Origin of the sequence: Rhizobium sp. CCGE531 (genome assembly GCF_003627795.1) — a bacterium.
Classification (GTDB): domain Bacteria; phylum Pseudomonadota; class Alphaproteobacteria; order Rhizobiales; family Rhizobiaceae; genus Rhizobium.
Genome location: NZ_CP032684.1, coordinates 2,055,678 through 2,068,214, shown reverse-complemented (window position 1 = coordinate 2,068,214; position 12,537 = coordinate 2,055,678). Strand labels below are relative to the sequence as shown.

General features: G+C 61.6%; 13 protein-coding genes. 4 read left to right on the top strand and 9 right to left on the bottom strand.

Annotation, left to right across the window (positions count from 1 at the left end; all coding sequences use genetic code 11):
- Positions 1–3: 3 nt before the first annotated feature.
- The gene (locus tag CCGE531_RS10050; RefSeq protein WP_120664024.1) at positions 4–1,092 is read right to left on the bottom strand and encodes a citrate synthase/methylcitrate synthase; all 1,089 of its coding nucleotides are present in this window, start codon (positions 1,090–1,092) and stop codon (positions 4–6) included.
- Between the two features lie 84 nt (positions 1,093–1,176).
- Here CCGE531_RS10050 and CCGE531_RS10045 point away from each other — a divergent pair, with 84 nt between their 5' ends.
- Positions 1,177–2,310 carry a citrate synthase gene (locus CCGE531_RS10045; protein WP_120664023.1) on the top strand — a complete coding sequence of 378 codons (1,134 nt, stop codon included), beginning with the start codon at positions 1,177–1,179 and terminating at the stop codon, positions 2,308–2,310.
- Between the two features lie 25 nt (positions 2,311–2,335).
- Here the strand turns inward: CCGE531_RS10045 and CCGE531_RS10040 are convergent, their stop codons facing one another.
- Both CCGE531_RS10040 and tehA read right to left on the bottom strand, forming a co-directional pair.
- Positions 2,336–2,707, bottom strand: a complete 372-nt coding sequence (locus tag CCGE531_RS10040; RefSeq protein WP_120664022.1) for a VOC family protein — start codon at positions 2,705–2,707, stop codon at positions 2,336–2,338.
- A gap of 31 nt (positions 2,708–2,738) precedes the next feature.
- Entirely contained in the window at positions 2,739–3,740 is a 1,002-nt protein-coding gene (gene tehA / locus CCGE531_RS10035; protein ID WP_120664021.1) for a dicarboxylate transporter/tellurite-resistance protein TehA, read from the bottom strand.
- 305 nt (positions 3,741–4,045) lie between these two features.
- Here tehA and gnd point away from each other — a divergent pair, with 305 nt between their 5' ends.
- On the top strand, positions 4,046–5,071 hold the full coding sequence (gene gnd / locus CCGE531_RS10030; RefSeq protein ID WP_120664020.1) for a phosphogluconate dehydrogenase (NAD(+)-dependent, decarboxylating): 1,026 nt from the start codon (positions 4,046–4,048) through the stop codon (positions 5,069–5,071).
- 106 nt (positions 5,072–5,177) lie between these two features.
- Here the strand turns inward: gnd and CCGE531_RS10025 are convergent, their stop codons facing one another.
- Positions 5,178–5,750, bottom strand: coding sequence for a TetR/AcrR family transcriptional regulator (locus CCGE531_RS10025; RefSeq protein WP_120664019.1), 573 nt, complete (start codon positions 5,748–5,750; stop codon positions 5,178–5,180).
- 52 nt (positions 5,751–5,802) lie between these two features.
- On the opposite strand from CCGE531_RS10025, the gene CCGE531_RS10020 reads away from it, so the two are divergent.
- The gene (locus tag CCGE531_RS10020; protein WP_120664018.1) at positions 5,803–6,339 is read left to right on the top strand and encodes a dihydrofolate reductase family protein; all 537 of its coding nucleotides are present in this window, start codon (positions 5,803–5,805) and stop codon (positions 6,337–6,339) included.
- Positions 6,340–6,399: 60 nt separating this feature from the next.
- Here CCGE531_RS10020 and glp read toward each other — a convergent pair whose 3' ends face one another.
- From glp to CCGE531_RS09995, 5 genes are read right to left on the bottom strand one after another with little or no spacing between them, the layout of a single operon-like run.
- Positions 6,400–7,626: a gephyrin-like molybdotransferase Glp gene (gene glp / locus CCGE531_RS10015; RefSeq protein WP_120664017.1), complete on the bottom strand. Its 1,227-nt coding sequence runs from the start codon at positions 7,624–7,626 to the stop codon at positions 6,400–6,402.
- Between the two features lie 3 nt (positions 7,627–7,629).
- Complete coding sequence (gene moaC, locus CCGE531_RS10010; RefSeq protein ID WP_120664016.1) at positions 7,630–8,124, bottom strand: cyclic pyranopterin monophosphate synthase MoaC; 495 nt, start codon at positions 8,122–8,124, stop codon at positions 7,630–7,632.
- Position 8,125: 1 nt separating this feature from the next.
- Complete coding sequence (trpC, locus tag CCGE531_RS10005; RefSeq protein ID WP_120664015.1) at positions 8,126–8,941, bottom strand: indole-3-glycerol phosphate synthase TrpC; 816 nt, start codon at positions 8,939–8,941, stop codon at positions 8,126–8,128.
- 6 nt (positions 8,942–8,947) lie between these two features.
- Positions 8,948–9,970: an anthranilate phosphoribosyltransferase gene (gene trpD / locus CCGE531_RS10000; protein WP_120664014.1), complete on the bottom strand. Its 1,023-nt coding sequence runs from the start codon at positions 9,968–9,970 to the stop codon at positions 8,948–8,950.
- 25 nt (positions 9,971–9,995) lie between these two features.
- Entirely contained in the window at positions 9,996–11,888 is a 1,893-nt protein-coding gene (locus tag CCGE531_RS09995) for a peptidylprolyl isomerase (protein WP_120664013.1), read from the bottom strand.
- A gap of 185 nt (positions 11,889–12,073) precedes the next feature.
- On the opposite strand from CCGE531_RS09995, the gene CCGE531_RS09990 reads away from it, so the two are divergent.
- A complete protein-coding gene (locus CCGE531_RS09990) occupies positions 12,074–12,355 on the top strand; it encodes a hypothetical protein (protein ID WP_112343080.1) in 282 nt (93 codons plus the stop codon).
- Positions 12,356–12,537 lie beyond the last annotated feature (182 nt).

Here is a 12,537-nt window from a genome sequence, read left to right as displayed (position 1 = left end):
AACTTATGCCGCTTTCGGCAAGGGGCCGACATAGCGCGACTGCGGGCGGATCAGACGGCCGTCGAGCGTCTGTTCGCGCGCATGGGCGATCCAGCCGACCGTGCGGCCGATTGCGAAGACGCCGGTAAAGGAATTGCGCGGGAAGCCGAGCGCATCGAGCAGTAGGGCGGTATAATATTCGACATTGACGTCCAGGGGCCGATCCGGCTTGCGCTCCTTCAAAAGCGCGAGTGCCGCCGCCTCGATCGCTTCCGCCAAGGCGATGCGTGCCGCATCCGCCTGTCCGCTGGCAAAGATCGGCTTCAGTGCCGTCTTCAGGGCATCGGCGCGCGGATCGCGGACGCGATAGATGCGGTGGCCGAAACCCATCAGCCGCTCGCCGTGATCGAGCGCCTGCGACAGCCATCCGCGGGCGTTTTCGGGCTTGCCGACAGCGTCGAGCATATCCAGCACCGGGCCGGGGGCGCCGCCGTGCAGAGGACCCTTGAGGGCGCTGATTGCCGCAAGCACGGAGGAGGTCAGGCCCGCATGGGTCGAGGCAATGACGCGCGCTGCGAAGGTCGATGCGTTGAGGCCATGATCGGAAATCGTCACCAGATAGGCATCCAGGCCCGCCGTCTGCTCCGCTGTCGGCACACGCCCCGTCAGCATGCGCAGGATATCAGCCGATTGTGAAAGCGACGCATCCGGCTCGATCGGCGTTTCACCCCGCTGCAATCGCAATACGGCCGGCAGGAATACAGCCGGCGCTGCCATCAAGCGGATCGCCGTCGCAAAGTCCTCGCCGTCGCCGAGGCGCGCCAGCAAAGCACGCACAGCATCGACCGGCGGCAGGGCGAGCACAGCGGCATCGGCAGCCTGCACATACGCAAAGAGCGCAAGGCGGCCTACACCGAGCTGCGTGCAGATGGCGGCTGCATCGACATGTTCATCGAACAGGCCATCCAGCAACAGCGCCGCAACATCCTCGAAGCGGCTCGTCGCCACCAGATCATCCAGCGACACGCCGCGGATGATCAGACGACCGGCCGCGCCATCGACGTCAGACAGCTTGGTTTCTGCGGCAATGACGTCTTCAAGACCACTTTTCATCATCGTTCTCCTTTGACTATCTGATTAGATCGGACCTATTCTTATTGACGTCAATCTTGATGTAATTGATCAATATGAGGGATGATGAGCTGGCTGACGGCGGAGCAGGCGCTGAACCTGCTGGGAACGAAACCACAGACGCTCTACGCCAATGTCAGCCGCGGGCGCATTCGCGCGAAGCCGGATCCCGCCGATACGCGGCGCAGTCTCTATTTTGCCGACGACGTCAAGCGGCTGGCCACGCGCCATGCCGGCCGGCGCAAGACGGAGGCGGTGGCAGCCGAAGCCATCCAATGGGGCGATCCGGTGTTGCCATCGGCGCTGTCGACGGTTTCGAACGGCAGGCTCTTTTATCGCGGCAGGGATGTGGCATTGCTTGCCGAAGGCGCTGCTCTGGAGGATGTCGCGCTGCTGCTTTGGGACATGAAGCGGCCGCTACGTTTCGAGCAAAACGAGGCGCGGCAAAAGACTCCCTCCTTGAATGCCGCATTCTCTGCCCTTGCCGAGCGCATAACGAGAGACCTGCCGTCACTCGGGCGCTCGCTCCCAGCCCTGCAGAACGAAGCGGAGAGTGTGTTCGATACGGTGGCCGAAGTCTTGGCTCCCGGCGCATGGAACGAACCGTTGCATCGTCGCCTTGCCTCTGCCTGGAACCGTCCCGACGCGAGCGATCTGATACGCCGCAGTCTCGTCCTGCTCGCCGATCATGAATTGAATGCTTCGACGTTCACCGCAAGAATCACGGCATCCGCGGGAGCGACACTATCCGCCGCCACCTTGTCCGGCCTTTCCACGCTGACGGGGCCGTTGCACGGCGGCGCATGGCAAAGCGTGCGCTCGCTGATCGCCCGAGCCGCTGTAACCGGCGCGGAGGAGGCGGTTCGCAGCTATCTGTCAGAGGGCCGGGCATTGCCGGCCTTCGGTCATCAGCTTTATCCGGATGTCGATATCCGTGCCGAGGCGCTGCTACGCTGTTTTACGCTTCCCCCGCTATTTGCCGGGGTTCGCGATGTCGGCGAACAACTGGTCGGCGAGCGCGTCAATGTTGACTTCGCTCTGACGGCGATGACCCATGCCTATCATCTCCCGGAGGATGCGCCGTTGATCATCTTCGCGCTGGCGCGGACGGTGGGCTGGCTCGCTCACGCCATGGAGCAGGCGACCAGCGGCCGATTGATCCGGCCGCGTGCACGCTATGTCGGCCCGCCGGTGCAGTGATTTGGCCGGAAATGCAGCGCCGCACTCAATTCACCGGCAAGTGACAAACCGCTTCGATATTGTGGCCATCCGGATCGAGAATGAAGGCGCCATAATAGTTCTGGTGATAGTGAGGACGAAGCCCGGGAGCGCCATTGTCGATGCCGCCGGCCGCAAGTGCCGCCTGGTGAAATTCGTCGACGATTTCCCTGCTTCCGGCCGTGAGGGCTACATGCGCGCTTGTCTGCGGTGCATCACGCTGGCCGATCCACAAGAATGCCTTCGGTCCGGCGCCATAGCCCGCAAAGGTTTCGCCTTCCGCGTACAGGCGTTCGATGCCGAGAGGGCGCAATGCCCTATCGTAGAATATCTTCGAACGTTCCAGGTCGCGAACGCCGATCGTCACGTGATCAAGCATGCCGTCCTCCAAATCGCGCCCTTGCGCTTCCCTAACCTTGTCCGACCGCACCGGCATCGCGGTCGGTAAGTTCGACCCAGCCGATCACCAGCTTGCGGTTGGCAATCAGCCAGATCGTTGCCAGTGCGATCAGACCGACGACGACATTGGCAATGGCGAAGAGGATTGGCGCGAGCTGCGTGACCGGCCCGACATCGCCGCGCTCGACCAGCCGCATCGGAGCAGTCGCCAGCGCCGTCGCACCGAAGGTGAAAGCCCAATAGGCGGGACTGAAGCCTTCCTTCGTGATCCAGGGCAGAAGACGAAGCATGATCAGGACCTGCAGCAAGCCGTAGCCGATCATTGCATGCACCAGCATGTCGGGAGGGCCTTTCATGACGCTGATATAGGCGAGCGCACCGACGGCCGGCGGCGCCAATTGAATTCCAAGCGTCGGCCTCAGTGGCGGAGCCAATGCCGGTCCCGTCAACAGGCGGTGCAGCAATGCCGACTCGATGGCAAGCCAGGCGAAGAAGCCGGCGCCGAAGAAAAGCTGAGCCCATTCGGGAAAACCGAGGGCTGCGCCGACGATGGCGGTGACGAAGCTTCCCGCGACGCTCGGCAGGTAGAGCACGGCGGTCGTCGCGGCGATATCGCGCTCGCCCTGCCAAAGGCCGCCGGTACGCCAGACGGAGAATGCGAGCGTATAGGCGGCGCCGAGCAGGAATATGGTTTCGGCACCGATGCGCGAATAGGGCAACAGCCCTCCGGCGACCAGCATGGTCGCCACGCCAGCCAGGCCGATGAAGCAGCATTGGACGGGATGCGCCACCTCCTTGAGGGCTTCGTCGCGGGCAATTACCCATTTCAGCGCATAAAGCACGATCAACGCCAGCCAGATGGCGAGACTGACAAAGGTCAGCACTTCTCCAACAACCGCCGGCAATTGCCAGATGCGGGCACCAACCCGCCAGGCATTGGCGAGGCCGGAGAGCCCCAGCACCATGCCGAAGAACGCGGCGGGAATGAGCGGAAGTTTCAGAGACGCAGCCATATGCCTCCTTTAACGCTCCATGGCGAGCGTGGGCCTGAAGAGAATGTACTAGGAGTCGGAACCGATGCTAAATTTATGAACTCGAACAGAAGGGCAAAATACAGATTTCCTCAAGGCCGGAAAAGCGTGATCATGGCAAAAAGCGCGAGGTTTCGGCCGGCGATATCACAGATGCGTGAGCGTGCAATTTTTTCTGCGCTCCCGAGCCAGCGCATAGCTCGCCCGTCATTTGTTCATTGGAAAAGATTGCGAAATGTCTTTATTGAGTACTCAAAACGATTGAAACCGTCCTAGGAGACTGAAATATGCAAATCGGTATGATTGGCCTCGGCCGCATGGGCAACAACATGGTGCAGCGCCTGATGAGGGGCGGTCACAGCGCGGTTGTTTTCGATGCGCGTCCGGAAAGCATCGCAGGGCTGGAGCAGCTCGGCGCCACCGGCAGCAAGTCACTCGAAGATTTCGTATCGAAGCTCGCGAAGCCGCGCGTCGTCTGGCTGATGTTGCCGGCCGCGATCGTGGATCAGGAACTGGCAGCGATCGTTCCGCTTCTTGAGGAAGGCGACATCGTCATCGACGGCGGCAACTCCTACTATCATGACGACATTCGCCGCGCCGAAGAGCTGAAGCCCAAGGGCATCCATTATGTCGACGTCGGCACCAGCGGCGGCGTCTTCGGCCTCGAGCGCGGCTATTGCCTGATGATCGGCGGCGAGAAGGAAACGGTCGAGCATCTCTCGCCGATCTTCGCGACGCTTGCTCCGGGTGTCGGCGACGTACTCCCGTCGAAGATGCGCTCCGAAGAAGCCGCCAAGAACAGCACGGCGGAGCTGGGCTACCTGCATTGCGGCCCCTCCGGCGCCGGCCATTTCGTCAAGATGGTCCATAACGGCATCGAATACGGCCTGATGGCTGCCTATGCCGAGGGTCTGAACGTGCTGCATCATGCCAATATCGGTAAGGTGACCGCCGAGAAGGATGCCGAAACCGCGCCGCTCTCGCATCCGCAATACTACCAGTATGATCTCGACATCGCCGAAATCAGCGAAGTCTGGCGCCGCGGCAGCGTGATCACCTCCTGGCTGCTCGACCTCACGGCAGACGCCCTTCATGGCGACGCGGCGCTCTCGCAGTATGCTGGCCGCGTTTCCGACTCCGGCGAAGGCCGCTGGACGATCTCGGCCGCGATCGACGAGGGCGTTCCGACGCCGGTGCTGAGTGCTGCGCTTTACGGCCGTTTTGCTTCGCGCGGCAATGACGATTACGCCAACAAGGTTCTCTCCGCCATGCGCGCCGGCTTCGGCGGCCACCACGAGAAGCCTGTCAAGTAATTGCTCTATCGATTTGTAGAAGTCATTCGCCAAGCTACCTTTGCGAATGACTTCTGCGACGAACGTTTCCGTAGTCTCCCCGTGCTTCGGACAACGTTGCAGCACTTTATTGCGAAGTGACGCGGGTCGCGACGCTGCACCACTCTTCCAACGAGCAGCGTATCGCGATGTCGAATGTTTCTGTGCGCGTGAATGCCCACCAGATGCGCGCGCCGATCCAGACACCCGCCATCTGCCATCCTAGTGACGTTGCCTTGGCGGCATCGTCGGTCAATCTCCGGCCCAAGGCGGCAGCAAGAGCCGCGCCCCAAGCGGCACCTCGTGCGCGAAGGATCGGATTGCGAATATCCTCGCGCAGTATGAGCAACCCATCGGTCTCGTTCTTTTCGGCGTTCTCGCGGGTAACCAACCGCAGCAACAGGCGGATCGCGCCTTCCGGCGTCAAAGGCTCCTCTAAATCCGCAAGCGCCGTCGCCTGATCCAACAAATTCCAGGCATGCAGAAGAGCCGCTTCGATGAGGGTGTCCTTATCACCGTAGCGCTGCACAAGCGTCGCTGGTGAGAGCCCGGCGGCCTTACCTGCCTGAGCGAGGGTCAGGTTGGACGGGCCGGCTGCCAGCATTTGATCCAGCACGGCGTCGAGGATGGCCTCGTCAGATATGCTCTTGTGTCTTGCCATGGCTAATTAATAAACATACGTTCATTTATGAATCAACAGGAGATGGAAAAGAATGGCGAGGATTCTCGGCTACATTGCCTCGAGTCTCGACGGCTTCATTGCCGACGAAAACGACAACCTGGATTGGCTTTTCAAATACAACGATATGAACTTGGGAGAACACGGCTACGAGCTGTTTATCAAGCGTATCCGCACGGTTGTCATGGGGCGCGGCACCTACGACTTTATCGCCAACGATCCGACACCATGGAGCTATGGAGACCAACGGGTCCTGGTTGTCACTTCAAGCCCCATCGATAGTCCGAAAGGGAAACTTGAGGTGCGCAGCGACGTCGATGCCCTCATCGCCGAGTTGCGTGTGCTGGAAGATGGTGACGTATGGATGCTCGGAGGCGGGCAACTGCAAATGAGCTTCCTGCAAAAGGGTGCTCTTGACGAGCTCGAAATCTATCTCATGCCGGAGTTGCTGGGCGGCGGGCGCCCGCTGTTTCCCTCTGCAGGCTATCGCGCCAGTCCAAAGCTCATCAGCGCGCAAGCGCTGGATAGAGGATGCGTACGTCTTCACTATCGCCTCAATCATTCCGATTGATATGAAGTCCGCCACAAAACTCCAGAACGGAAATCGCCATGCGCATTTCCAAAGATAACCTTACCCGAGCAAATCGGGCCGCAGCAATATGACCGGAGTGGGCGAGCCGACTTCAAGCTGCGGTGCATGCGGCGGGCGGACGACCAGGCAGTCGGCGCGCGAAAAGACCTTCATCATCGACGAATCCTGCTTCGAGAAGGGCTCGGCGAGCCAGCCGCCGTCGGCAGCTTTCGTCAGCGTCGCGCGTATATAATCCTGGCGCTGATCGTTCGCCGCAAAGGTCACGGCGGCACGCGCAACGCCTTCACGCTTGACGGGCGGCAGGGATGCGAGCTTGCGGATCAACGGCTCGAGAAAAAGCAGGCCGCAGACGAGGCTGGAAACGGGATTGCCGGGAAGGCCGAGGACATGCATGTCGCCGAGGCTGCCGACCATCAACGGCTTGCCGGGGCGCATGGCGATGCGCCAGAAATCCAGCTTCATGCCCGCGGCGATCATCGTCGCCTGCACCAGATCGTGATCGCCGACCGAGGCGCCGCCGAGCGTGACGATGATATCGGCCTTGGCTACCTGCGCCCGGCCAATGGCAGCGGTGATCTCGTCGCTGTCGTCGGCGACGATGCCGAGATCAAGCACATGGGCGCCCGCGTTGCGCGCCAGCGCGGCGATACCGAAGGTGTTCGACGCGATGATCTGCGAGGGGCCTGGTTCATTGCCGGGCGCCACAAGCTCGTCGCCGGTCGCGAGAATCGCCACCAGCGGCCGGCGGTAGACATCCAATGCCGGATGGTTCATGGCCGCGGCGACAGTGAGCCGCGAGAAGTCCATGACCGTGCCGGCGGGAAGTACGGCTTCGCCTTCCAGGAAATCCTGTCCGCGCGGGCGTATATGCTGCCCCTTGCGCAGGGGATAGGTCGTGCGGATATGATCGCCTTCCAGCCGCTCCGCATCTTCCTGCAGGAGAACCGAATCGGCGCCCTCTGGAACCGGCGCGCCGGTGAAGATGCGAACCGTTTCGCCCTTGCCGACGGCTCCCTCGAAGGCATGGCCGGCTGCGGAGGCGCCGATGACCCGCAGTTCCGAACCCGGCGTTGCCGCGTCCTCGAAGCGCAATGCATAGCCGTCCATCGCCGATGCATCGAAAGGCGGCTGGGTCAGGCGAGCGGTCAGATCCCTGGCCAAGATCCGGCCCTCCGCCATATCGAGCGGAACGCTCTCAAAGCGATGGATCGGCGCGGCGCTATCAAGCAGGCGCGCTTGCGCTTCGGCAACGGGCAATAGGCTCATCTGTCACGCCTCGGGATGGCGGAAATCTCCGGATTTGCCGCCGGATTTCTCCAATAATGTGATACCGCCGATTTCCATGCCCCGATCAGCGGCCTTGGCCATGTCATAGATCGTCAGGCAGGCAACGGAAACCGCCGTCAGCGCTTCCATCTCGACGCCGGTACGGCCGGTCAGCCTTGCCGTCGCCGTTACGCGCAGGCCGGGCAGGGCGGCATCCTCTTCGATATCGACGGCAACCTTCGTCAGCATGAGAGGATGGCAGAGCGGAATGAGATTGCTCGTCTGCTTCGCGGCCATGATGCCGGCAAGCCGCGCCGTGCCGATGACATCGCCCTTCTTGGCATTGCCGTCGCGGATCAGCGTCAATGTTTCCGGCTTCATTCTGACGTAACCGGTCGCCGTGGCGCTGCGTGCGGTCTCCGCCTTATCGCCGACGTCGACCATATGCGCTTCGCCGGAAGCGTCGATATGGGTCAGAGCGGCCTTCTCGGTGCTCATTTCACTCGGCCGCCAGAATGCCGGCTTCGCCGTTCAGCAGCAGTTTCGTCGCCGCCGTGACGTCATCCTTGCGCATCAGGCTTTCTCCGACGAGGAAGGTGGTGATGCCGGCGGCTTCGAGACGCTCGCAATCGGCATGGGTGAAGACACCGCTTTCGCCGATCAACAGCCTTCCCTCGGGAACCATCGCGGCAAGTTTCTCGCTAACCGTGAGGCTGACTTCGAAGGTGCGCAGATTGCGGTTGTTAATGCCGATCAGCGGCGAAGACAGCTTCAGCGCGCGTTCCATCTCCTCCGCATCGTGAACCTCGACCAGCACATCCATGCCGAGGCCGAATGCTTCGTCCTGCAGGCGTTGCGCGTCATCATTGGAGAGCGAAGCCATGATCAGCAGGATGCAGTCGGCGCCCCAGGCGCGGGCTTCCTGCACCTGGTAGGTGTCGAACATGAAATCCTTGCGCAGCGCCGGCAGCGAACAGGCGGCGCGGGCAGCCGTCAGGAACTCCGGCGCACCCTGGAAGCTCGGCGTGTCGGTGAGCACGGAAAGGCACGCGGCTTCGCCGGCTTCATAGGCCTTGGCGAGGGCAGGCGGGTCGAAATCGGGGCGGATGAGGCCTTTCGAGGGGCTTGCCTTCTTGATCTCGGCAATCAGTCCGAAAACGCCGGCGTCTTCCTTGGCGAGCAGCGCCTTGTGGAAGCCACGCGGCGCGGATTGCCCGGCCTGCATCGCCTTGAGATCGGCAAGAGAGAGCTTGGCCTTGGCAGCGGCGATCTCCTCGCGCTTATAGGCCTCGATCTTTTGAAGGATATCGGTCATGACGTCCTAGTCCTCTGCTTCCTCGTTGGAAATGGCAACAAGCTTTTCCAATGCAACGGCCGTGGCGCCGCTGTCGAGCGAATGGGCCGCGAGCTTCATGCCATCATGGAGCGTTTCCGCCTTGCCGGCAATGACCAGGGACGCTGCGGCGTTGGCGAGCGCGATGTCGCGATAGGCATTCTTTGCGCCGCCGAGCACGCCCCGGAGCGCCGCCGCGTTGGCAATGCCATCACCGCCCTTGAGGTCGGCAAGGTCGGCATGCTGCAGGCCGAAGTCGGCCGGCGTCAGTTCAAAGGTGCGGATCTTGCCGTTCTCAAGCGCCGCGACGGAGGTCGCGCCGGTCGTCGTAATCTCGTCCAGACCGTCGCCGTGCACGACCCAGACGCTTTCCGCATTGAGATCCTTCAGCACCTCGGCCAGGGGCAATACCCATTGCGGCGCGAAAACGCCCAGCAGCTGCCGGCGCACGCCAGCCGGGTTCGAAAGCGGGCCAAGGAGATTGAAGATGGTCCGCGTGCCGAGCTCGACGCGCGAAGGGCCGACATGGCGCATCGACGAATGGTGCAGCTGCGCGAACATGAAGCCGATGCCGGCCTCGCGAATGCAGCGGGCGATCGTCTCCGGCCCGATATCGAGCTTGATGCCCAGCACGGATTGCGTATCGGCGGTGCCGGCCTTGGAGCTTTGAGCGCGGTTGCCGTGCTTGGCAACCGGCACGCCTGCGCCGGCAACAATGAATGCCGCCAGCGTCGAGATATTGTATGTGCCGACGCCATCGCCGCCCGTGCCGACGATATCGATGGCATCGGCCGGGGCTTTCACCGGCAGCATCTTAGCGCGCATCGTGGTCACGGCGCCGACGATTTCGTCAACGGTTTCGCCGCGCACCCGCAGAGCCATCAGGAATGCGCCGATCTGAGACGGCGTGGCCTCACCCGACATCAGGATTTCGAATGCCCGCCGGGCTTCGTCCCGCGTCAATGCCTCGCGATTGGCGACCTTGGCGAGGAAAGGCTTCAATTCGCTCATCGGCTATCCATCCTCCCGAGCGGGCCTAGCGGGACATCGCCTGTTCGGCGAGGCTCTGGTTGACTGAGACGGTATATTTGCCCTGCAGCTGGCTGACCATCTGATCGAGGATGTCGTCGCCGGCGGCGTTGGCGATCTGCGCGACCTGCTGATCGTCATTGCTCAGCGCATCCGTCGTCGGATTGTCGTTGACATCGGTAACCTTCAGCAGGATCTGCGTCGTATCATCGGCACCGACGGCATTGGCGACCGCATCGACCGGGCCGGAGAAGACTGCCGCGATGCCGCCACGGCCCAGAACAGGATCATCCGTCGAGCGCTTGATACCGGTCTTGTTTTCGACGGCAATGCCGAGCGGCGCGGCGATATCGGCAAGCGACTTGCCTTTCTGCGCCTCCTGCTTCAGTTCGGTCGCCTTGGCGGCGAGCGCGATCTTCTGCTGTTCGGCAGTCCAGTCGGCAACAGCCTTTTCGCGAACTTCCGCAAGCGGGCGATCGTGGTCGGGCGTGACGTTCATGACGTCATACCAGATATAGCCATCGTTGCCGACCGTCATAGGGGCGGGGTTGCCACCCTGATCGGCCTTGAAGATTTCCGAAAGCAGCTGCTGGCGTGCCGGCAGATCCTTGACCTCATTGCCGTTCTGGTCGAGGCCGGTATGATCGATGGCATCGATGGCGATCAGTTTCAGCTTCAGCTGCGAGGCAACTTCCTGCAGCGATACACCGGAGCCGCGCAGGTCCTCGAACTTGTCGTGGACGCTGGTAATTTCGTTGGCGGCGTTGCTGAGCGCAATCTGCTTGCGGATATCTTCCTTGACCTCGTCGAAATTCTTGGCGGTTTCATTCTTCACATTGGTCACGCGCAGGATGACCGGGCCGAACGAACCGTCGACGACGGGGCTCGTGCCGCCTTCCTTGGTGACGGTAAAGGCGGCTTCGGCAACGGTCTTGTCCGGAACCTGATCCTTGGTGAAGGTGCCGAGCAGCACATCGGAGGGCTTCTTGCCCTGATCGGAAACCAGCTGATCGAAGGTCGTTCCGGTCTTCAGCGCATCGGCTGCGGCGTTGGCGAGGTCCTTGTTGGCGAAGGTCAGCTGCTCGATCGTGCGGGTCGCCGGCGTCGTGAAGCTGTCCTTGCGCTTGTCGAATTGCGCGCGCGCCTCGTCGTCAGACACGCTCGCCGCATCGGCAATATCCTCGGCCTGCAATTTCACATAGCCGAACTTGCGATATTCCGGAGCGCGATATTTCGATTTGACGCCGTCGAACCACTTCTGCAGGACATCGTCGGCCGGCGCCTTGACGGGGTCGATATTGGCATTGGTGAGCAGCAGATAGTCGATGCTGCGGTTCTCGTCGTGATATTGCTTGACGGCGTCGACCAGCACCTGCGGTGCGGTAAAGCCGTTCGATACCGCCTCGACGATCTGGCCGCGGATCGCAACCTTGCTGCGCTCCTTGATGTAGTCGTCGGGCGAAATATTGCTGTTGCGAAGCAGCGTGTCGAATTTCTGCCGGTCGAAAGCGCCGTTCGTCGCCTTGAAGGCCGGATCGTCGCCGATCAGCTTGGCCAGCCGGTCCTGGGAAAGGCCGAGGCCCATGTCGGCGGCAAGCTGGTCGAGCGAGGCGCCGGCGACGAGCTGCGCCACCGTCTGCTGCCCGATGCCGAAGGCGCGGGCCTGCTCGGGCGTGATCTGCATGCGCAATTGCTGGCTGATCGCCTGAATCTGGCGACGGTAGGCGAGGCGGAATTCATTGGTATCGATGTGCTGATCGCCAACGGTGACAACCGTATTGCTGCTGCCGCCGCTGATGAGGGACCGCTCGACGCCCCATACACCGAAGGCTGCCGCAAGAAGAAGCAACAAGCCCTTGGCAAGCCATGTCTGGGCGATTTTTCTCAGCACGTCGAACATCGGAAAGCAAACCTCGTCATCATCAAGTCTTCGCACGCGGGCGAAACAATCGGAGTTCCTTAGAACAATCCGAACCGGAATTGAAGGGCCACTGGGGAAATCGCCGGACGGCATGCGAACGAACGCACCGGAACCTTTGACAGACAGCGGCGTTCTACGAACCAGAAGACAACAAGGAGCACACGATGGCAGAGACGAAATCGGCTTCCGCTCAATCTTCTTCCGCGCGAGCACAGACCGAAATGGCAATGGAGGACCTTGCCGCGCAGGTCGCTGCGCTGCGCGAAGATCTGTCGAGGTTGTCGCAGAGCATGGCAGCCGTGGGACAGGGAGCGAAATCTGTCGTCGCGGAGGAAGCCCAGGAGATCACCGAACAGTTACGCGAGAGAGTTCGCGAGGAGCCGATCTTCATGGTCGCTGCCGCAGCCGGCATCGGCTATCTCATCGGCCTTCTCAGTCGACGTTAGAGCATTTCCGTTTTTTTTCGAATCGCGAAAGCGCCCTACCTTCTTGTTTTGCTACGCATTCCGGACGGAAAACCGCTGCGCACTTTTCCTGGAATTGCTCTAGGCGGCCAACCTGCCGCTTCATACTGTGATCTCATCTTTTCTTCATCGACTCAATCTACGGCCGACGCAGTTGCCTGCGC

Bases quoted from the DNA above. Each gene is read 5' to 3' on its own strand.
- CCGE531_RS10045 (WP_120664023.1), top strand. From the start codon at position 1,177: ATGAGCTGGCTGACGGCGGAGCAGGCGCTGAACCTGCTGGGAACGAAA.
- CCGE531_RS10050 (WP_120664024.1), bottom strand. From the start codon at position 1,092: ATGAAAAGTGGTCTTGAAGACGTCATTGCCGCAGAAACCAAGCTGTCT.
- moaC (WP_120664016.1), bottom strand. From the start codon at position 8,124: ATGAGCACCGAGAAGGCCGCTCTGACCCATATCGACGCTTCCGGCGAA.
- glp (WP_120664017.1), bottom strand. From the start codon at position 7,626: ATGAGCCTATTGCCCGTTGCCGAAGCGCAAGCGCGCCTGCTTGATAGC.
- CCGE531_RS10025 (WP_120664019.1), bottom strand. From the start codon at position 5,750: ATGGCAAGACACAAGAGCATATCTGACGAGGCCATCCTCGACGCCGTG.
- trpD (WP_120664014.1), bottom strand. From the start codon at position 9,970: ATGAGCGAATTGAAGCCTTTCCTCGCCAAGGTCGCCAATCGCGAGGCA.
- CCGE531_RS09990 (WP_112343080.1), top strand. From the start codon at position 12,074: ATGGCAGAGACGAAATCGGCTTCCGCTCAATCTTCTTCCGCGCGAGCA.
- CCGE531_RS09995 (WP_120664013.1), bottom strand. From the start codon at position 11,888: ATGTTCGACGTGCTGAGAAAAATCGCCCAGACATGGCTTGCCAAGGGC.
- trpC (WP_120664015.1), bottom strand. From the start codon at position 8,941: ATGACCGATATCCTTCAAAAGATCGAGGCCTATAAGCGCGAGGAGATC.
- CCGE531_RS10040 (WP_120664022.1), bottom strand. From the start codon at position 2,707: ATGCTTGATCACGTGACGATCGGCGTTCGCGACCTGGAACGTTCGAAG.
- CCGE531_RS10020 (WP_120664018.1), top strand. From the start codon at position 5,803: ATGGCGAGGATTCTCGGCTACATTGCCTCGAGTCTCGACGGCTTCATT.
- tehA (WP_120664021.1), bottom strand. From the start codon at position 3,740: ATGGCTGCGTCTCTGAAACTTCCGCTCATTCCCGCCGCGTTCTTCGGC.
- gnd (WP_120664020.1), top strand. From the start codon at position 4,046: ATGCAAATCGGTATGATTGGCCTCGGCCGCATGGGCAACAACATGGTG.